The sequence below is a fragment of the Bacteroidota bacterium genome, assembly GCA_008933805.1.
Taxonomy (GTDB): domain Bacteria; phylum Bacteroidota; class Bacteroidia; order UBA8524; family UBA8524; genus SB11.
The window spans coordinates 200,192-220,754 of the sequence record WBUH01000004.1 but is presented as its reverse complement, the minus strand read 5'-3'; the positions used below and the strand labels follow the sequence as shown (position 1 = coordinate 220,754).

Annotated in this window: 12 protein-coding genes and 1 pseudogene; 3 read left to right on the top strand and 10 right to left on the bottom strand. The window is 41.7% G+C overall.

What is annotated here, in order from left to right; genetic code table 11:
- Positions 1-6 precede the first annotated feature (6 nt).
- The 6 genes from F9K23_06095 to F9K23_06070 all read right to left on the bottom strand — a co-directional run bounded on the left by F9K23_06095 (position 7) and on the right by F9K23_06070 (position 4,841).
- Entirely contained in the window at positions 7-171 is a 165-nt protein-coding gene (locus F9K23_06095) for a Lacal_2735 family protein (GenBank protein KAB2917322.1), read from the bottom strand.
- A 112-nt stretch (positions 172-283) separates the two neighbouring features.
- Complete coding sequence (locus F9K23_06090; protein KAB2917321.1) at positions 284-1,696, bottom strand: glycosyltransferase; 1,413 nt, start codon at positions 1,694-1,696, stop codon at positions 284-286.
- A complete protein-coding gene (locus F9K23_06085; GenBank protein KAB2917320.1) occupies positions 1,693-2,454 on the bottom strand; it encodes a class I SAM-dependent methyltransferase in 762 nt (253 codons plus the stop codon). The genes F9K23_06090 and F9K23_06085 overlap by 4 nt, the downstream gene beginning before the upstream one ends.
- A gap of 218 nt (positions 2,455-2,672) precedes the next feature.
- On the bottom strand, positions 2,673-3,164 hold the full coding sequence (locus tag F9K23_06080) for a DUF1772 domain-containing protein (GenBank protein ID KAB2917319.1): 492 nt from the start codon (positions 3,162-3,164) through the stop codon (positions 2,673-2,675).
- 9 nt (positions 3,165-3,173) lie between these two features.
- Positions 3,174-3,992 carry an NAD(P)H-binding protein gene (locus tag F9K23_06075; GenBank protein ID KAB2917318.1) on the bottom strand — a complete coding sequence of 273 codons (819 nt, stop codon included), beginning with the start codon at positions 3,990-3,992 and terminating at the stop codon, positions 3,174-3,176.
- Positions 3,993-4,070: 78 nt separating this feature from the next.
- Positions 4,071-4,841: a helix-turn-helix transcriptional regulator gene (locus F9K23_06070; GenBank protein KAB2917317.1), complete on the bottom strand. Its 771-nt coding sequence runs from the start codon at positions 4,839-4,841 to the stop codon at positions 4,071-4,073.
- A gap of 403 nt (positions 4,842-5,244) precedes the next feature.
- Here F9K23_06070 and F9K23_06065 point away from each other — a divergent pair.
- Positions 5,245-6,252, top strand: a pseudogene (locus F9K23_06065) (metallophosphoesterase).
- A gap of 1,570 nt (positions 6,253-7,822) precedes the next feature.
- Here F9K23_06065 and F9K23_06060 read toward each other — a convergent pair.
- The 4 genes from F9K23_06060 to F9K23_06045 form a co-directional block, all read right to left on the bottom strand.
- The gene (locus F9K23_06060; protein KAB2917316.1) at positions 7,823-8,197 is read right to left on the bottom strand and encodes a hypothetical protein; all 375 of its coding nucleotides are present in this window, start codon (positions 8,195-8,197) and stop codon (positions 7,823-7,825) included.
- A gap of 87 nt (positions 8,198-8,284) precedes the next feature.
- Entirely contained in the window at positions 8,285-9,577 is a 1,293-nt protein-coding gene (locus F9K23_06055; GenBank protein ID KAB2917315.1) for a T9SS type A sorting domain-containing protein, read from the bottom strand.
- 80 nt (positions 9,578-9,657) lie between these two features.
- Entirely contained in the window at positions 9,658-14,139 is a 4,482-nt protein-coding gene (locus F9K23_06050; protein KAB2917314.1) for a hypothetical protein, read from the bottom strand.
- A 34-nt stretch (positions 14,140-14,173) separates the two neighbouring features.
- The gene (locus F9K23_06045; GenBank protein KAB2917313.1) at positions 14,174-14,854 is read right to left on the bottom strand and encodes a hypothetical protein; all 681 of its coding nucleotides are present in this window, start codon (positions 14,852-14,854) and stop codon (positions 14,174-14,176) included.
- 1,466 nt (positions 14,855-16,320) lie between these two features.
- Between F9K23_06045 and dinB the strand changes: the two genes are divergently transcribed.
- Together dinB and F9K23_06035 are read left to right on the top strand one after the other, a co-directional pair.
- The gene (gene dinB / locus F9K23_06040; protein KAB2917312.1) at positions 16,321-17,487 is read left to right on the top strand and encodes a DNA polymerase IV; all 1,167 of its coding nucleotides are present in this window, start codon (positions 16,321-16,323) and stop codon (positions 17,485-17,487) included.
- Positions 17,488-17,595: 108 nt separating this feature from the next.
- Positions 17,596-20,541, top strand: coding sequence for a DNA polymerase III subunit alpha (locus tag F9K23_06035; GenBank protein KAB2917311.1), 2,946 nt, complete (start codon positions 17,596-17,598; stop codon positions 20,539-20,541).
- Positions 20,542-20,563 lie beyond the last annotated feature (22 nt).

Below are 20,563 nucleotides of genomic sequence, written 5' to 3'. Positions count from 1 at the left end.
AGCAAGCTATTTCAATGCATCTAACTTTTTTGCAATGGCTTCTGCCTCAGCCATTTTAAGGTCAGCTTCTTTTCGGTTAATCGTGCTAAGGCGATGGTAATCAGCCAATAGCTTTTTGTATTCTTCGGTTAACTTTTCAGCTTCGGTTTTCTTCTTAAACAATCCAAACATATCAAGGTAACAAGCAGTTGCAGGTTTAGTTCATTGGGACAGGTTTTTATCTCCTTCCAACGAATCAGAAATAAGTAATCTGAAGCAGTGAAACCTTGCTAACAAGGCAGAACTAATAAAACTTAATCTTGCGGGCGGCAAATATTACCATGCGCAGCAAAATAAGTCCGTGTGAAAAGCGAGAAATATTGGTGCTTCCGTAAGTGCGTTCGCGGTAACGTATGGGTATTTCTACAATTTTAAGGTTCAGTTTAAACGCCCCGAAAATCAAATCAAAATCACCAAAGGGGTCAAAATCGCCAAAAAACTTGCGGTTGCTACACAGGCGGTCGTAATCTTCCCTAAAAATTACTTTGGTACCGCACAAAGTGTCTTTAAACGGCCTTTCGAGCAACCACGTAAACATCATACTGAAAAACTTATTGCCATACACATTAAGGAACTGCATGGCATTGGCTTCCATTTTATATACCAATCGCGACCCGTTGATGAAATCGCCCTTGCCGCTTGCAATAGCGTTGTAAAATTTGGGCAAATCTTCGGGGGGCATGGTAAGGTCGGCATCCAAAATCATTAAAATATCGCCCGTAGCCATGGCAAAACCCTTTTTCACAGCATTGTTCTTGCCTTTGCCGTCTTGCTGGCCAATTTTAATATCGTGGGTAGCGGCGTACTTTTTCTGTATCTCTTGTATCTTTTCCCAAGTATCGTCGGTACTGTTTCCTTCTATAAAAATTATCTCGGTATGGCTACCCAGCTTTGGGGTACGCAGTATGGCGTTTTCTATATTACCGCTTTCGTTGCGGGCAGGTATTACTACGCTTACGGTAAAGTCTTTCTTAAAATCAGGCAGGGCATCGGGTTGCGGGCGCGCAAACGCATATTTGCTGATACACAACTGACGGAATAAGGGAAAACGGGCCAATACGGTATTAAACAACCACGATACACCGGGAATGTTAACGGGCAGTATTTGGCGGTGAGCCATGCGGTAGGTATCAAAGCCTGCCAAATCAAGCAGGTTCTTTAAATCGGCATCGCTTAGCCAGTTTTGGTTGGGGGTTTTCATTTTAAGCCCGGTGGCTTCGGCCAGTTTTAAAAGCGGCTCCCACAAGTAGCTGTAATAGGTAACTATCACTTTGGTGTTGCGGTGGCACAGCTTTTTAAGCTGCTCAAACACTGCTTGTATATCATCCAGATAGCCGATTACGTTTGAAATAATCACCACATCAAATTTTTCATCAAGGGTGATGTTTTCGGCATCCATCAGGTAAAAATCAATACCGGGGTTGTTGTTGCGGGCATTTTGCAACATAGCGGGGCTAAAATCAATACCTGCTTTTTTGCTGCCTTTCAGTTGGGCAAGCATCTCGCCATTGCCGCAGCCTACCTCTATCACGCTGTAATCGTCGTGAATAAAGTAGTTGCAGTAGCGGGTAATATCATCCCAATAGTAGCTGTTTTTACGGCGTACTTTCAGGCGCTTTTGGGCTATGTTGTTAAAATACTCTTTTAGTTGGCTCATTGCCTGGTGATTTCAATGGTAACAAACATGGAAATTTGCGGACTCAAGGCCAGCAACGCGTTTTCGATGCCTTTTATCAACCCGTAACTAACGTTAGGGGCCAATTGGCGTTTTGATACGCCCCCGCTTAGCAAATAACGCAAAGGCGTGTGGTAGCGTATACTTTCTATTTTCAGGTGGGGAAACTCAGCCTCAAACTTTTGGCGGTCGCGCTCAAAAATTATCCAAGGCAGAGCACCGTTGGCACCGCTCAATGGGCCTGTGGCGGGTATTTCCCAGCCGCCTTTGGGTTCAAACGGTTCGTGGTGAAAATTGCGGTAGATAAAACGTCCCCAAGCACTGTTGGCAGGCTCGGTCATTAAAATTTTGCCGCCTTTGGCCAGCACTCTTTCAGCCTCTTTTAAAAACAAAGCAGGTTGCGGAATGTGGTGCAGCACATCAATCATAAAAATGCCTGCTACACTGCCGGTTTCAAAGGGCATATTTTCGCCCGGAAACACGTAATCCAGTCCGGGCAGTTCCATCACATCGCTGGTAAGCATTTGGGGCATCACTTCTTTTACAAAACCTGCGCCGCTGCCCAGCTCCACCCAATGTCCTTGCGGAAGGTTGGCACCCCGTTGTTTAAAGTGGTTGTACCACTCGAGGTATAGTTGGTAAAGAAATTTTTTGCTACGGATAATATCCCCGTGCGCCACCGTGCGGCGCGGGTCGTCTAAGTTGTATTGGTCTACTTCTTTTAGATTGAGGATACCCATTTTTGCAAAACGGCAAATGTAGGGAATTTAACCGTGATGAGGAATGGGTTTTTGGGCGGGTATCCCTAGCTGATAATACATACCCCAACTTCTTAACAGGATTGAAATCCTGTTCTGTTAAGATTACCGCATTGGTGAGGACTTAAGTCCTCACCAATGCAGAAAATCAAACGTTGGCCATTCATGCTACCGGTAACAATGCGGTATAGTTATCAGTGTTATATTTTTTTGAGTAATGGTATGATAAGCAGGATGAATGAGAGCACTGCGGCAACGGTTCTAATCAAGTGCCATTTATTCCAGCTTTGTTCAAAATGCGACCGCATATCATACAAGCGGCTGCTAGTTGCTGTTGCAATATCATAAGAGGCAAGGACATCATTTAAAGGAACATTGCAAGCAGCAGTGATTCCAAAAACACCTACAGCATACACAATAGTTGATGCTATAAGGAAAGGTGTTATAGTTGTGTTACCTGCTTTATAGCTTAAAAGACTTGTTACTATAAGCACAATCAAACTTCCCATAAAACTTAAAAAGAATACAGGGTTTAGTATTGCCTTATTAATGCTTTGAAATGCTGACAAGTATTCTTTGTCGCTTAGCCTACCCAAGCCCTGAATTACTGAACATTGGTAGCCGTAAAATAATCCCGCCAATAATCCGGTAAGGACAATACAAGCCCCGTATAGTATTTGAATTGCGTTCATTGTTTGAGATTAAGACCAAAGGCCGGCCGCAATTGTGTTGTTGATGAATTGATTGAACGAGGTGGCATTTCGTTTAAGGATGATTTCGCTATCCATTCTTACTGACTCGTTTCTACCGTCGAAAACCTCTGTGAATAAATATATAATCAGCGATACATAATCTTCAGGCATCTGAAAACTCCTTAACAACGCAGCGTATTCATCGGTTTCTACCTCAACTAATTTTATCTCTTTTTTTAAGGCAGCTGCTATCTTATCAATCACCTCTTTAAACGATAACAGCTCCGACCCCGTTACTTCAATAATCTTATTGTTTAGGGTATCGCTTACTAAAGCTTCCGTTACAACCTCAGCAATATCATCGGCATCAACAAACGGCTCTTTTGCTTTTACTATCGGGATAACAAATTCACCACTTAAAATGCTATCCAGCCAAAAACCTTCGCTAAAGTTTTGCATAAAAAAACTGGCCCTTACAATGGTGTTTTTCAAGCCTGAATTTCTGACAATGTTTTCGCAGGCAATTGATTCACTTTCACCTCTGCCTGAGAGCAGGACTAATTTTTTTACATCAGCTTTTTTAGCCGATGCCACAAAACGAGTTATAATATCAGTGGATTGCGGTATTGCCAAATCGGGTTGGAAAGTAATGTAAACGCTATCATGTCCAGTAAGAGCCCTTTGCCATGTTGATTCATTGTACCAATCAAAAGGTACCGCGGAGCTTCTTGATGCAGGTGTTACGGTGGCTCCTTTTTCTGTAAGCCCGGCATAAACTCTTTTTCCTGTTTTACCGTTACTTCCCAATACTAAAATTCTGTTATTCATTTGTTTCTAATTTTACTGCTTCAAAAGTAGAGTGGCCCGGAGGCCGTAAATAGAACAAATGCGACAAAGCAGCGAATGCTATTTTTTAAGAAAGCTTTTGGGTGTTTTTCCTGTAAAGGCTTTAAACACCCGTATGAAGTGTGATTGATCGGCAAAGCCGTTGTTATAAACAATATCCGTTAGTTTTTTATAGTCTTTTACGGTAAGCTGCTCTAACGATTGCTGAAATTTTGTGATTTGTATGAAGTTCTTTACAGATATGCCTACGGCACTAATGAATCTTCGTTCTAAGGTTCTAACGGTGATGTGCAGCTTTTGGCTAAGTTCTTTTACAGTTAGTTGAGCCCGGTTGCTGAGTATTTCTTGCAAAGCTGCCGCAATAGTCAGGTCGAGCTGCTCCTTCTTCTCAAGAAAAATTTTATAAAGAAAGGATTGAATTATTTCGACTTGTTTATCGGTGTTTAGAGTAGAAAGCAGTTCACTTTCTGTGATTACCCAGTCCGGCAGTTGGTTCAAATCATAACATTCGTCGGTTAGGTGTTTTGAGTTTACATTAAAAAAAATGCCAAGAACAAAGGGATATAGTTGAAAAGCAATGATTTTGTAAGTGCCTGAAATTTGCAACTCAATTGGATGCAAAGTTTGCCCGTAAAGATAGCCGGTGGGCATTTTTTTGTTTTGCGGCTGTACCCACTGCCCATTAGGGGTAATATGAAATATCAAGCCGGGATACCCATCGGCAAAAAACGGAAGAACAGTAGTAGCGTTGTGGTTCTCCTCATCAAAAACAAGAATGTTTTTGATGAAAAGAGCCCTTTGAGTATCGGGTGCTATTACTTGCGTTCTCATTGCCCCGGCAAATTATTTGATTTTACAGATAAAAGGTGCTTGTTGTTTTTACAAGATTGAAATCCTCTCAAATCCGCCGAAAAGAACCCCTGCCCGATAACACATCCCCCAACATCCCAATAGTCGCCTTTCCCTATAGTGGAAGTGGTCGTTGAATGATGGTAACACAATCGATATTTGGGAAGGGGGTAACAATAGCCCGACATCTTAACAGGATTGAAATCCTGTTCTGTTAAGATTACCCATTAGGAGCGGACTTAAGTCCGCTCCTAATGGGTAATTGCAAAAACGGTGGGTTTCAACCCGCCGAAAAGAACCCCTACCGAAGGATACTTTTATAAACGCATGGATGCCGTTAAAGTGAGTGACAATAAGGTTTAAGAACATAAGTTACTTTTGTCAAATGAACCGCACATTTGTTTTTGGTGATATACACGGCTGTTATGATGAAATGATGGGACTACTAAACGATTTAAATGCAACTGAAAATGACGTAATCGTTTCTTTGGGAGATATTGTTGATAGAGGGCCAAAATCAGTTGAGGTTTATCATTTCTTTAAAAACACCCCCAACACCGTTGTATTAATGGGCAACCATGAGCGTAAGCACCAACGGGGTATTTTAAGTTATGCCCAAGAAATTGTTAAACTACAAATGGGTGATGAATATCCTGAATTTATACAATGGATAAATTCACTGGGTTATTACTATGAAACATCCGAAGCCATTATTGTGCACGCCGCTTTTGAAAATAATGTTCCTTTAAAGCATCAAAAAGAAGACGTTTTATGCGGTTCGACTTCAGGCGCAAGGTATCTGGAAAAAATATACCCTGAAAACACCTATTGGACAGATTATTACAGTGGCACAAAGCCCATCGTTTATGGTCATCACGTGGTTGGGGAGTTTCCCAAAATAGTAAATAACACTTACGGAATTGATACGGGAGCCTGCCATGGGGGGGTTCTTACCGTACTTGAACTTCCGGGCTTTATTTTTCATTAATACAAGGTATCCCAAGATTATTGGGCATCAGAACAACGTCGTTGGCAACTTCCGGTAGTTAAAAACAAGAATTGGGAAGAAATGGTGTTTGATGAAATTGAAAAGCAGTTATCAAAATTATCTTTTGTAGAAGACCCCGAGGTAAAAGAATATTTAGAGGGTATTGCAGTAATGCTATCACAAAGAGAACCGTTGCTGGACGAGTTGAAAAATATGTTGGAGCTTAAAGCACAGTCGCTAATGGCGGATGCGGGCGCTGACTTTAATAAAATTGCCGCGACATTGCCGTATAGGTCATTGCTTTTTAAGGCAAGAAACCAACAGTTAAGCCTACAGGATTTGCAAAAGAGCCTTAACACTCCCAAAAAGATGTATCAACTATTGCGTGAACTTGAAAATAAATAAAAACAGGCAAAAGCGGCAAGACTCAATTTTCAATGGGAGTCGAAGGAATTCTTGCCAACGGCACTGTATTTTAAACCGGCAAAAAGCGTGTGGAGTTAACATGATACGTGTTACTGTTACACCAAAGCCCGAAGGCTTGCAGGAATTGCACCTGCTTCTTACGCACCCAAAGCGAAGTATCTCTACACAACGGCACGGCATTTTTAATGGATAGGTAAAAGCGAAAAGGGGCTTGCTCCGGACGTTTTACTTAAACTACGGCTTGTAGACCCGCAGGGTTTGCGCCTGCATCCTCCGGCCTGAATCGAAGTATCCCTGTTATACGACACTATCCAATATTTTAAAAAATGGGCAAAGGGCAGCAAGGGTCTTTTCTATTGTTGTTCTAACCAACTGAACTACCCCAACTAACGCCGGGGGCAGGACTTGAACCTGCGACACACAAATGTTCTCGAAGTATTCCTCACTTACGGCACCATTTATTTTTTATCAATGAAAGAGCAAAAGGCAACAAGGCGATTTACGGGATTTGAACCCGCGCACCAAAAGGTGTTCACCAGCGAAGTACTCCTTGTCTACGGCATCTTTCATCAGTATTTTAAAGAACGCATATAATAATTTTAAAAAAGCAGGCAAAAGCGGCAGAAAGCGGGTCATCGTTAAAAGCGAAGTACTTCTTACCATACGGCACTGCGTTTTAAAACGGGCATTAATAAGCAAGGGCTTGGTTTCATTAAAAGTGAAGTATCCCTTACCAAACGGCACCGTTTGTTTCTTAAATGAAAGAGCATTGTGCAACAAGGGCACATTTTATACGCAGGACTCGAACCTGCTTACCATTTAAGGTTTGCCGGAAGTATCCCTTGTTTACGGCATCTTTCAGTATTTTTATAATTCAAACAGGTAAAAAGCGAAAAGAGAACATGGTGCTCTATCCAACTGAGCTACGGGACGATGGTTTTGTTTGGCAGTTGTGCCGACGAAGGTCGGAATCTCATTGCCAAAATTTTTAGTTATGAGTTCCTGAAACAAGTTCAGGATAACGTCGCCCCGACGGGACTCGAACCCGCGACCACCCGATTAACAGTCGAAGTAACTCTTATCTACGACACTGTTTGAAGTGTTTTATTGCAGAAAGCGAAAAGCGGAAAAAGAACAGGGCCTTGTCAACCGGGATTTGCACCCGAGAAAATGGATTTTGCAATCCATTAACCTAGCCCAAAGGTGGACGAAGTATCCCTTTCCTACGGCATTTCTACAAATTTCTTACTCACCTTGTTGGTTAAAAGTTCCCCCTTCGCATTTCTGCAAAGGGGTGTACTTAACTACTTGAACTCCTTGCCATGGTCAAGGTGAGTAACTATTGAAACATATTTTTTCAAAGAACATTCTTATTGTCATGCCGACGCAGGTCGGCATCGCATCACTAATAACTATGTTTTTAGTAATGAGGTCCTGAAACAAGTTCGTTTGTTGTTTTAAAATTTATAATTAAAATGCTTTTAGTCAAATGATTACATAAGATTAAAATTTGTGTTTTTTATCTTGGGTACAACATAGGTACAGCACCTCAGTTGTTTTGATAGAGCGGTTTTAACTCCAAAGATACGGCAACAGTGAGTGCCATTTGCTCCTTTGGGTCGGGTTCAACCACATAGCGAAGGTAACAATTACTTCTTAAAATGGTAGCCGTACCGTTGGAACTTTCAGAGGTGGTTAAGATGTAAGCAAGCTGCTTGGTAAAGATTTCGTTGCGTAGGTTGCTGGTGAAGTTGATATAAAGTGGGGTTTCGTTGAGACTTTCGTCCGCAAGACAGATTAAATATACCCCGCCCTGATTTGGCAGTGAGGGAATGTCTATTGTGTAATATTGGAATGCCGTACTGTTTAGAAAGGATTTTGCACGTTCTTGAAGTTCATTCCATCGGTTAGTTAGTTGCTTCATAAGGCGGATAAATATAAGTTTAAAAATAGCCGCACCAATTTTGGTGCGGCTGAGGTGTAAAACACTGTGCATCCCATTAGAACGGGACTATTGTATCACAACACGACGGGTTCCCACAATATTCCTTTCATCAGTAACAACATTTAACAGGTAAGTACCCCTTTCCAACTGTCCAACTTCAATTGAGAACAAAGACTGATTTTCAGGAAAGTGTTTAGTCATCACCCTTCTGCCTGTTAAGTCAGTAATTGTAATTGAGCAGCTTGTTTCGGTTTGAAGCGTTGGAACAGAAATATTCACAAGGGAATTTGAATGAGTAACGGGGTTCGGATAAATATTTATCGGAGCAAGGGCACTATTAAACGGTTCGGTACCCACAGTCAGTTTCTCATAAATATACCTGAAAGGGGGTTGGGCTTTCCACTTAAATGTATCCAAGTGCCAATATGAATACGCAGTATCGAGTTGACCAGCTTGGTTGTAGGTTAACACAATACTATCTTCATTTGCACCGGCAGCAATATAATCTGCCTTCTTAACCATTGCGACCAACTTATCTGAATTGTTGTAATAGTTGAAGTAGGAGTAACGCTTGACTCCATTGATTGAAAAATATTCCATTGACTTTATTTTTCCGCTTGGTGTATAGGTATAAACATTTTCATCGCTTTTGTATAACGCAGTTCCATTTGACGAAAACCGAGTCCACTTCAACAACAAACCACTAATGGAATATTCCACTACCTCTTTTAACAAAGTATCCAATGTATTCATGGAGTTAATCTTAGTGTAGGCTTGACCTATGCACCTACCATTGGCATCGTACCAATAATGCCTTGACTGAATTAAGCCGTTCTGCAAAACAAGAGAATCTAAAACCCTTTGGAAATTGGAGTTATAACGGTACAATACATAACCGTCAGTGGATGACCCAAAACTTTTTATATCTTCAACATAAGCAGAGTCTATTAACCCCTGTTTGTAGAAATAATTTACTCTCGAGCCTTTCATTGTAGCATAGTAAGGATAGGTTAAAATGGTCAATCCTGTTACATTATTGCTGGCATCTTTTTGATAGTAATAATTGGTAGCACTTACCGTATCCCAATTATTGGCCTGCCAGCTAAACAATGCAGTTTTTGTAAATCGTCCCTCAGCATCCTTTACATAAATATCCTTTAATTGGTTCTCCCACAAAGAATTATTAGTATTAAACTTTTGGGTGGTGAGTTCTTTTGTATTTTCTTTTAGCCAATCCAAATGGACTTTTGGCACAACCATCATTTTTTCAAAGTCCTCACGTGTAGGTTGAGCAATAGCTTTTCTCTGAAATGAAACAAATACTAAAACAAGTATTAACAGAGTAAACGAGTATTTCATAATGAGTTAAAATTAAGTTTTTTCAATAAATATGAACGTAAAGCAGAACAAACTGCTTTACGTTCAAAAAGTTTCTACGCTTATTCCGATTGCTTAATAAAATGCTCTACAAAAGGCACATTATCTACATACAACACCATGTTGTAAACATCAACAGGCAAACCTGCTATTGTTACAGTATGAGTGTGATTGCCTGCCAATAGTACACCTAATGGTATATCATTAACCACCTTAATCCCGAACTTATTGAACACGGCTATCTTCACATTACCGTCCGTGTTTAAATTCATATCCACTGTAATAATATCGGTGGCAGGATTTGGGTTTAAGGTGTAGGTTACATAAGGTTCACTTGTGCCGCCACCTTGTTGGGTGGTATCCCCTCCGCCTGTGCTATCGGTATAAGTTGGCCAGCTTTGGTTGTACAATACTCCGCAATTGGTCGTGAACTCCTCAAACTCCAACCAGTTAATCACATTGTTTTTTAGCTGCTTTTCATTCTCAATATAGCAGTTCAAAAACATTACAGAGGTTTGGTCGGTGCTGTTGGCAAAAGAAAGAAGGTCTGACACAACTGTTAAGGCATCATCAAACCGCTTAAATGCCCTGTAAACGTGTGCTTTGTCAATGCGGGTATTTAGTTTGGTTTCATAAAATCGGTTGGGTTGGGTGGACTGAAATTGCAGATTGTGTGCATCAATAGCTGTAAATACCGCTAAAGCTGCGGTAATTTGGTTGTTTTCCAACGTAGGGTTGCCCTCAAACACATTTAGTGCATAAGCATCGGCTAAGGTTTTCAGATAAATAGAATATCCGTCTTTATAAATGCTCATACCTGCAACATCGGTACACGAAGCTGTACTTGCTAATAAATTGGCTAAGTTGAGCAAGCCTTGCGGAACAGGGCGAAGTACAGCTCCTTCTTCGGGGTCTGTTGCGGGTGCAGATACGCCCCCTAATGCATTGTTAAAAGCAGTACCCATGTTTTGACCCATATACGTACCTGATGGTACGATAGCAGTAGTTACTCCATCAGAGGCAAAGGGACGTTCTTGATTGCGCTTGTTAGTCCCAAAGCTGCCCACTGTCATCGGGTCAAAACTGGTAGGATTGGCCACAGCATCGTTCCAATACGAAACTGGGCAAGTATGAGTTGGGTTGTGCATGGTACCTACAATATAAAAAGGAGTGTTCGCCCCAAATTCAAGCACTTTGAAATGATATCCAGGATAGCCGTTCTTTTCTATTGTGTTTACAGGTGGGAATGAGTAATTGGAATGGTCAAGAAGCGGGGCAAAATAGTTGTTGTTAAGTACTATATTACCGTTCGCGTTTAACTGGTGGTTAAGACCTAAATAATTCCATTGTCTGTCTATGTTCAATGAGGAACCGTGCAATGCAGGGTTAGCATCAAAAGAGTTGTATCCGTTGTTGAGGTAGTAGTAAGCATTAGTGACGGGGGTACTTCCGTTACTAAACAAAGCTATACTGCGTTGATTATTTTTGAAATAGTTGTTTCCTCCAGCAATGTTGCCGCCTGTTACTGTGGGAATGTTGCTGATTCGATTGGTACTTAGATTGAGTTCACCTCCTGAACTCACAAAAACGGCGTCGGCTTGGTTTTCAAAATAGTTGCAGGTAAGGGTGCTGGTAGTCCTATCTCCACCATAGCCCCAACCTTTGCCAAAAGGCGAGGTACTTGTCCAATTACACACATTACCCATCAGATTAACGGTGGGAAATGATGAACCATTAACAGATACTGCCGATGAGTTTTGAAAGCGGTTTAGTTCTACGCGCAATGGCCCTCGATATAAACCTGCTTTTATTGGCCCTGCACTTGCAACTGCACCTCCTGCTAAAACACCTCCGCTGTTGTCAAAGTAGTTACCGCCTACGTGGGCGGGTTGTTGATACAATACAATAGAGTTGACACAGTTTGAAAACTGGTTGTAGCGTATTTTTATATCAAACAATGAGGAATAACCTGTGAAGGTTAATGCCCTGTTATGATTACTGAAATTATTACCTGTTATGTAATTGGTTTGTGTTAAATGATAAACCGTTATGCCCTCAGAATTAGTCCCAGCTATATCGCTGTTGACAAGATGAAAGGGACATCCTAACTTTATTCCTGTTGTTGCTCCCAGTAACTCTACTCTTACCCCTTCTATTTTAAACAGGTTAAGATTGGCAGGGGGAAAAACGATAGTATTGGCTGCAATTACCATTTTCTTTGGGCGTGTTCCTGTGGCATCTTCAAACACCATTTGGCAGTTGTTGCCGTTTACAATAATGTTGGGGTTGTTGTTTGTTTTGGGGATATTAAACAGCACATGGCCAGTGCCTGTGGGCTTAAACACACCGTTGGTCATTAATTCTATGTTGCCTCTTATTTCCAATACAGCATTTGAACCGTTTAAGAAAACGGTACTGTTTGGCCAAACCTTTAGGGTTGCGCCTTCTTCAATAATCACCCGTGAGTTGTTATGGATTTCAAGGATACCTCCTTCTTTTATTTGTAATTGCGTTCCTGCGATAAAGCGCAAGGTTACATTGGCATGGTCTTCGGGAGCACCAGTCGTATTACCCACTTGAATTTTGCCTTGTGTGTTTTGAGGGGCAGGGAATTTTTCAACTTTAAGGATGGCATTGTTGCAGGCTTTTATATCTTCCCTAATCTGTAAATTACCTGTGCCTATCACGGTTAAATCCTGCATAATGTAACGCTCAAGGTTTAATCCGATGTCTTTATAGTCATTTACGTATTTCTTAACAATATGGAAGTGTTGTAGGCTGGATGTATTGGGTAGGATAATCTCTGTAAACTCGTTCCAATTGCTGTTGTTTACTGAATTGCTGACTTCGGAAAATTTGACGGATTTGCAGGGGCAAATAACATCGCGGGTATAGGTTGGAATGCTTAGGGATTGCCCAAATTGAATGTGAAACAGGTTATACATCAGCATAAAATCCAGTGCTGAATAATTACCTGCCTGAACAAAGGCTTCTCCGGGTTTGAACTCATGAAATCCATCAGTATGTTTCAACCACCTGTTTTCATACGACCAGTAATCTCCGCCGTGACCTGTTAAGGGATTATTCGGGTCGTTATTGGCTGTGTACATAAAAGAACCTTCACACGCTGACATTTCATTTAATATTGATAGCCAATGGTCTCTATTACCCTCGGTGATATATAAACCGTTATATATTTTGGCAATCATCGGAAATATGGGCAATGGTAGATAGTCGGTACATTTTTCTTCCAACTCCGAAATATCCTGAATGTTTGATTGTGCAACTGCTGTAAAAACAATACGCATATTCATTAAATCATTAATTCCTTTAGGGTCTATGCACTCTGTAAACGGTTCATGTAAAAGGTCTAAAACACTTGTTAATCCGGCAATAGCTATGGCAACGTGCGCAGGATTTAATAAATCAATGGGGGTTGATACGTCTTGGAGGCTGTTGATATCAACATATTGTAGGCCATGTAATGATAAAAGGTCTATCATTATTTGAGCAAAATCAATACACCCTTGTGCGTTATTATCCCAAATTTGGTTGTAATAAATGGCACTCAACTTTGAAAACGGAATGCGGAAAATAAAGTTTACATCTCCGTTGAAATATTGAAACTTAAAATCTTCTTCAAAGCTGTTGTCGCCTGTAACAGTTTGCGCCAACCGTACGATTGGATATGCCATTCCAAAAGTCCACCTATCGTGTTTTTCAATTGTTTCCCATCCGTACACTGGGTTCCCGAAACAGTAATTACGTTTCACTGTCCATGCCGAATTTTCATCAGGGGTAAATTCATTCTCTTTAAAATCTTTAAATTCCTGCAACCGTCCCATTATCCTTCGGGTAATGTCCTGCACTTCTGACACGACATTGAACCCCCTATGGCCGCTTACGGGTTGTACAAACACATTATCCACGTATTTTTTTACAAAGGCAAATCCAAAAAATAATGCAATTATTTGGTCGTGGCTGGGGTCGCTGCCTGCACCAAATTCTTTGCCTGTTGGTAAATCGGGGTTGAAAAAGTCTGAAAACGATTTGTGCATACCCAAATCTGCCCAATTTTGTGAAAATAATGCAGGGACGTCGTCCCGAATAAACCATCCATTCAAACTTTCACTTGCAAATTCACCTTTAAGCCTGCCAGCATAATGAAACTCCCCTCTTAAATCTAATCTATTAAAGGCTTCTATCGCAAAGTACAATTCGTTCAAGGTTGCTTGTGTAGGTTGATTAGCATCTTTTAACAATTTGTACTCGGTAGCCAATACGCCGATGTAGTATCCCAAATGGGTCGTAGCATCCTGCCAGCGCATAATGTGTGCATTGTCAAAACGGTTGCGGCGTGAAGCGGGTATGCTTTCGCCTTGCCCAAGCCCTATTTTTACAAAAAATTTTTGAAAACGGTCTCGGTTTTCCCAATACTTTTTAAGGTTTGCGGCAAGATTAGGGTCGGGAGATGTTTGCCCGAATGTAATGGTGGGTAACAGGCATATCAATGCCATTACCACTAAAAGTAGTTTGTTTTTCATGTACTAAAATTTATGAAATGGGTATAAAAAGCGACTACATGGTGATCATGTGGTCAATCAGCTTCCATGTCTGGTTATCGGTTAAATTATCTTTTTGTATGAGTCCTTTTCCTTTTGCCCAATAAAAAGTCATATTTTTTCTATTTGATACTATTGAGTTTGAGATGTTTACTATCAGGACATCTTTGAGTGACAGTGTTTCAATTTCCATGCTGTCCTTTTTGTCAACCATTCGAATTATAGATGTTTGTAATGACCCGTCAGCTTGTCCTCCATAATCTTTTTGGAAGGGATAAAATAAGAAAGAGCTTTCACCAACAAAATTTCCCGGCTTATACTTTGTACAGTAAATGCTATAGCATGGTCTATTGTTTTTGCCATCTCTAATACAACCAGCACTGCCTTGAGTGTTGACATAATAATGGTATGTATAACCGTCCAGTGAACTTTTTATAAAAACATCCCCTTGTTCAAACCTATCTCCCCTGCTACCGTCAATCCAGTATTTATTCGTATTCTCAACTCTGAGGGTGTCTTTTTCACCTGTTTTATCGTTTTCAAATACCCAAAACGTACTTTTTTTAAAGAAATAATAATCCAATACTTCTTGAGGTATCGGCCAGTCTTTGGCTACATAATCGTCGTCGGGTTTGCATGAGTTAACACTAAAGGAAACGATGCACAGTAAAGCAAATAGTACAAGTAATTTCTTCATATTTATAAGATACATAAATAACGGTTTATTGTTGTAAATCGTTTGTTGTAACCTAACCTTTCGACAAAAAGTAATTGTTTTTTTCATAGTTTGAAACAGGTTAGTTTGCAATTACTAAGGTAGCAATTACGATTTTTAATCCACTTGCACTAATTGCAAGCATATATTTTACTTTTACGGAATTTTGCAAATTGATACTTTTCATTAGGTAAACATTAAGAAACTCAAAAAGGGCGTGTACCCCATATAACTGCTACACAGAAGGCTCGCGAAAGCCCGTACCGTAACAGCATAGAAGCAACACGCCCTTTTTTGAGGGCGTGTCCTTAAATGCAGTCCTGCGGTACATAAATTTCGCGATTTTCTGTGCAGAACTATCTTTAGGACACATAATATGTATTCCCTTATAGTCTAAGGTTATTGTTTCTAACTACGTCTATCGTTTACACAAAGGTAGTAAACTACCCAAACTACACCAACACCGGTTCAACTACACGTTGTTTTTAGAAACACACTGTTTTTGTTTGTATAAAGAGCATGGTTTTGGTGCTATTGCACCCAAACAGTAAAACAATAGTGCAAACATTAACCATATTTATTATTAATAATACAGTGAAAACACCCGTTTTTTGAGTGCTAAAGAATAGACAATATTAAAAAGGGCTTCATCCCTGCTGCCTCCGTGGAAACTTGATTATTTATCTTGGGATAGATAATTTATCAAATCAATGTTTTAAAAATATTTACACCAAGCAAAATTAGAAGGTGCAGGCTAAGTTTTCAAGGGTGAAAACACCCAATATCAATGTACTTTTAAAGTACCTGTCGATTAACCAAAAAACAAAGCGTTGAAGATTTCCAACAACGTGTTGTTGGGGTTTTTCAATGAGGTGTTTTTAACCGTTAAACACCGTGTTTTTTAAGCTGTATACTACACTTCTTAAACAAGGAATGTAGTATTTACAGGCTTTTAGCGTATGTGCACATGTAATATTAAGCGTGTCACTACCCAAGCAATATGACCTCAAATAGAAGTAAAATCCATCGTTTTGGGAGTTTTCCCAACAACACGTTGTTGGCCGTTCCACCCGTTCCACTTTGTTCCATGTTGGAACGGGTGAAACAGTGGAACACTTTTATATCATCCAGTTTTTCGGATAAAACAGTTGTGTGCTGTATCAAAACAAAAAACCGCCCATTGGAGCGGTTTTAATCTTGTGATGACACATCAACAAGGGCAAGTTGATAGTATATATATTGATGCACAACTAAAAATCAAAAGGAAACCAAAAGTAGTCGGGTACTCTAATCGTGACAAGGGTGATAACACCCTGTTTACTGTTTTGCTTTCTATACACTTTTAGTAAAATATCAGATTGACAATCAGTTAGTAACAAATTTCCTGTTGACTTGTTTAACACAAACCCGTTTAATTATATAACGTATTCTTGTCGGTAATTTCAACAATGGAAAATCAAATCGTACATCTCGATTTGGACACCTTTTTTGTGTCCGTTGAGCGGCTTAAAAACCCTGCCCTTTTGGGTAAACCTGTTATTGTAGGGGGTACTTCTGACCGAGGTGTAGTGGCTTCGTGCAGTTATGAAGCAAGGGCTTTCGGCATTCATGCGGCTATGCCAGCCCGACAAGCCCGTTACCTGTGCCCCAATGCCATATTTGTTCGCGGTGATTATGAGGATTACAGCAAGTTTTCACACATGGTTACAGAGATTATTACCGAGAAAGTACCCCTGTTTGAAAAGGCATCCATTGACGAGCATTACGTAGATATGACGGGCATGGATAAGTTTCACGGCACATACAGCTATATGCACGAATTAAGGCTGCGCATCATTAAAGAAACAGGGCTGCCGATTTCCTTCGGGTTATCACCTAATAAAACTGTTAGCAAGATTGCAACGGGCGAAGCCAAACCCAATGGCGAAAAGCAAATATTGCAGCACATCATGCAGGAGTTTTTAGACCCTTTGCCCATCAACAAAATACCTATGGTGGGGGAAAAGAGCTACCGCAGGCTACGCGATTTGGGCATTGGCACTATCTATACCCTACGGCAAATGCCCGCCCCTCTTTTGGTGAATGTATTAGGGGATAACGGCAGGGTGATTTGGGAACGTGCCAACGGTATCGACCGTACCCCCGTAGTGCCGTATTCTGAACAAAAAAGCATCAGCACCGAACGCACCTTTGATAAAGATACCATAGACGTTGTTACCATCAAGTCCATCCTTACCAATATGGTGTGTGAACTTACCCATAAACTAAGGGTGCAACAAAAGCTAACCGCCTGTATTACGGTAAAAATACGGTACAGCAATTTTGACACGGAAAGCAAACAAAAACGCATCCCCTATACTTCGAGCGACCATATTTTAATAAAAGAAGCCTTGCAGCAATTTGACCAGCTTTTCCAGCGGCGGATGCTGATACGTTTGGTCGGGGTACGGGTATCGCATTTGGTACACGGCACAGAGCAACTGGATATGTTTGAAGACCGTATTGAGTTGCACAGTCTCTACCAAGCCCTTGACAAGATAAAATTGCGCTACGGCGAAGAGAAAATAACCCGTGCATCGGGGCTGCATACCCATCGGCAGTTGCTGCAACCATAAGAAAGGAAAAAAAAAATTAACAGCCACCCTCAGCACCTATTCCGGTGGTGACTGAGTGATACCCTACCGCTATTTAGGACACAGAAAGGAAAGAGAGGACACAAAACAATGTACATTAATTGCCATAGCACATATAGTCTTTGTTACGGCACAATACCCATTAAAGAATTGGTTAGCCAAGCTGCCCAATGGGGTATTCGTGTGTTGGCACTCACGGATATTAACTGCTCCACAGGGGTGTTTGAGTTTGTGCAACAATGCAATAGCTGCGGTATTAGCCCCATAGTAGGGATAGAATTTAGACGCAACAACACGTTGTTGTTTGTTGGGCTTGCCCGCAACAAGGAAGGATTTAGGGAACTGAACGTCTTTTTGACCGACCACAATCTCAACAAAACCCCTTTACCCGCACAAGCCCCCGAATTTAAGCACGTAACGGTGGTGTACCCTACCCACAACCTGCCCCCTGAAGGGACTTCTTTGCGGGACAATGAATACATTGGTATCCGTCCCTCAGAACTCACCAAATACCAGCTTACCCTGCAACGGGGGGAATTAAAAAAGGCAGTGGTACTGCAACCTGTAACCTACCTGAACCAAACAGGCAGGGAACTGCACAAACGCTTGCGGGCGATTGACAACAACGTGTTGTTGACAATGCTGAATAAAGAAATGGGAGTTGCCGATGATGAATACCTAATTGAACCCGACCGCATTGTAAGGCGTTTCAGTGCCTACCCTGAAATCATCCTAAACACACAGCGGTTAATGGAGAGTTGCCAATTTACCGTGGACTTTGACCGCATCAAAAACAAGCGGTTGTTTACTACCAGCATCTACGATGACCGACAGCTTTTAAGAAAACTGGCCATAGACGGGGTAATACAACGGTACGGTAAAAGCAACCGCGAAGCCCACAAAAGGGCATTGCATGAATTGGAGGTAATTGAAAATTTGGGCTTTGAAGCCTACTTCTTAATTACGTGGGATATTATCCGCTATTCCATGTCAAGGGGTTTCTTTCACGTAGGCAGAGGCAGCGGGGCTAACAGCATTGTGGCGTATTGCCTGCGCATCACCGATGTTGACCCCATTGGACTGGATTTATACTTTGAACGCTTTTTAAACCCCAAGCGTACCAGCCCCCCCGATTTTGATATTGATTACTCGTGGAAAGACAGGGACGATGTTCACGAATACATCTTTAAACGCTACGGCAGGGAGCATACCGCCTTGTTAGGGGCTATCAGCACCTTTCAGCGCAAGGGAGCGGTGCGGGAGTTGGGGAAAGTGTACGGGTTGCCCAAGAATGATATTGACGAAATGGCGGCCAACAAACGGTTTGATTTTAACAGGGATACGGTAACAAAGGAAATAGCCCTCTTTGCCCGAATGTTGAACGGGTTTCCGAACCACCGCACCATTCATGCAGGCGGGGTATTGATTAGTGAAGAGCCTATCAGCTATTATACCGCCCTTGATTTGCCGCCAAAGGGCTTGCCTACCGCACAATGGGATATGTACGAAGCCGAACGCATCCGCATGGATAAATTGGATATTCTAAGCCAACGGGGGTTGGGGCATATCAAAGACGCGACCGACCTTGTGCAGCAAAACAGGGGCAAGAAGATAGATATTCACGAGGTAGCCCCCATAATGAACGACCCCAATGTGAAAGCACAGCTAAAATCGGGGGACAGTATCGGCTGCTTTTATATCGAAAGTCCTGCCATGCGGGGATTGTTAAACAAACTGCATTGCGATACCTACCTCACATTGGTAGCGGCAAGTTCGATTATCCGTCCGGGTGTTGCTTCGTCGGGAATGATGGGGGAATACATCAAACGGTTTCATCACCCTGAGTCGGTACAATACCTGCACCCTGTGATGGAGGAACAACTGAAAGAAACTTTTGGGGTAATGGTGTATCAAGAGGACGTTATCAAAGTATGTCACCACTTTGCAGGATTAGACTTGGCCGATTCAGATGTTTTACGCAGGGCAATGAGTGGTAAATACCGTTCAAAGATTGAGTTTGATAAACTGGTAGAGAAGTTCTTTACCAATTGCAGGGAAAAGGGATATTCCGAAGAACTGACCAAAGAGGTGTGGCGGCAAATTGAGAGTTTTGCGGGGTATTCTTTCAGCAAGGCACACAGTGCCTCGTATGCAGTAGAGAGTTTTCAGAGTTTGTACCTGAAAACCTACCACCCCAAAGAGTTTTATATCGCTGTAATAAACAATTTCGGGGGCTTTTACAGTACGTGGGTGTATGTACATGAAGCGATAAAGGCAGGAGTAACAATGCATCTGCCGTGTGTGAACAATAGCGACTGGCTGACCAACCTAAACGGGGACGATGCCTATTTAGGTTTTATCCATGTAAAGGGATTGGAGCAAGGGGTGGCCGAACGCATAATTACCGAACGGTTTTACAATGGAGTGTACAAAGATTTTGAGGACTTTGCCACCCGCACCAAAGCCCCCCTTGAGCAACTGTTATTGTTAATCCGTGTGGGGGCATTGCGGTTTACAGGACAGGGCAAACGAACCCTGCAATGGGATGCGCACCTGTTAACAGGCCACATTGATACTGCCCCCGATGCCCGGTGTTTATTCGAGACCAAGGCAAAGAAGTTTGAATTACCTGTGTTGGAGCACAGCATGGTAGAAGACGCATACGACGAAATGGAGTTGTTGGGGTTTTCCTTGTCGATGTCTGCCTTTGATTTGGTGGAAATACCCCAAAAGGGGCTAATCACCGCCCAAGAACTGAAAGCCAATGCAGGACGAACGGTTAGCATTGCAGGTAATTTTGTTGCTCCCAAACCTGTTAGGACGGTTCACGGGCAGGAAATGGCCTTTGCAGCGTTTTTGGATAAAAACGGGGCTTTTTTTGATACGGTGCATTTTCCTGATAGTCTCAAATACTACCCCATACACGGTAAAGGGGTGTATCAAATCATTGGAAAAGTGGTATTGGATTTTGGGTATCCCTGTATTGAAGTAAGAAGGCTTAAAAAGTTGCCTGCGGTGGCTGACCCGAGGTATTGAAACATTTTGTAAATTTACTCCA

What these genes read in the sequence shown, in the direction of transcription:
- F9K23_06095 (KAB2917322.1), bottom strand. Translation starts at nt 171, where the DNA reads ATGTTTGGATTGTTTAAGAAGAAAACCGAAGCTGAAAAGTTAACCGAA.
- F9K23_06090 (KAB2917321.1), bottom strand. Translation starts at nt 1,696, where the DNA reads ATGAGCCAACTAAAAGAGTATTTTAACAACATAGCCCAAAAGCGCCTG.
- F9K23_06085 (KAB2917320.1), bottom strand. Translation starts at nt 2,454, where the DNA reads ATGGGTATCCTCAATCTAAAAGAAGTAGACCAATACAACTTAGACGAC.
- F9K23_06080 (KAB2917319.1), bottom strand. Translation starts at nt 3,164, where the DNA reads ATGAACGCAATTCAAATACTATACGGGGCTTGTATTGTCCTTACCGGA.
- F9K23_06075 (KAB2917318.1), bottom strand. Translation starts at nt 3,992, where the DNA reads ATGAATAACAGAATTTTAGTATTGGGAAGTAACGGTAAAACAGGAAAA.
- F9K23_06070 (KAB2917317.1), bottom strand. Translation starts at nt 4,841, where the DNA reads ATGAGAACGCAAGTAATAGCACCCGATACTCAAAGGGCTCTTTTCATC.
- F9K23_06060 (KAB2917316.1), bottom strand. Translation starts at nt 8,197, where the DNA reads ATGAAGCAACTAACTAACCGATGGAATGAACTTCAAGAACGTGCAAAA.
- F9K23_06055 (KAB2917315.1), bottom strand. Translation starts at nt 9,577, where the DNA reads ATGAAATACTCGTTTACTCTGTTAATACTTGTTTTAGTATTTGTTTCA.
- F9K23_06050 (KAB2917314.1), bottom strand. Translation starts at nt 14,139, where the DNA reads ATGAAAAACAAACTACTTTTAGTGGTAATGGCATTGATATGCCTGTTA.
- F9K23_06045 (KAB2917313.1), bottom strand. Translation starts at nt 14,854, where the DNA reads ATGAAGAAATTACTTGTACTATTTGCTTTACTGTGCATCGTTTCCTTT.
- dinB (KAB2917312.1), top strand. Translation starts at nt 16,321, where the DNA reads ATGGAAAATCAAATCGTACATCTCGATTTGGACACCTTTTTTGTGTCC.
- F9K23_06035 (KAB2917311.1), top strand. Translation starts at nt 17,596, where the DNA reads ATGTACATTAATTGCCATAGCACATATAGTCTTTGTTACGGCACAATA.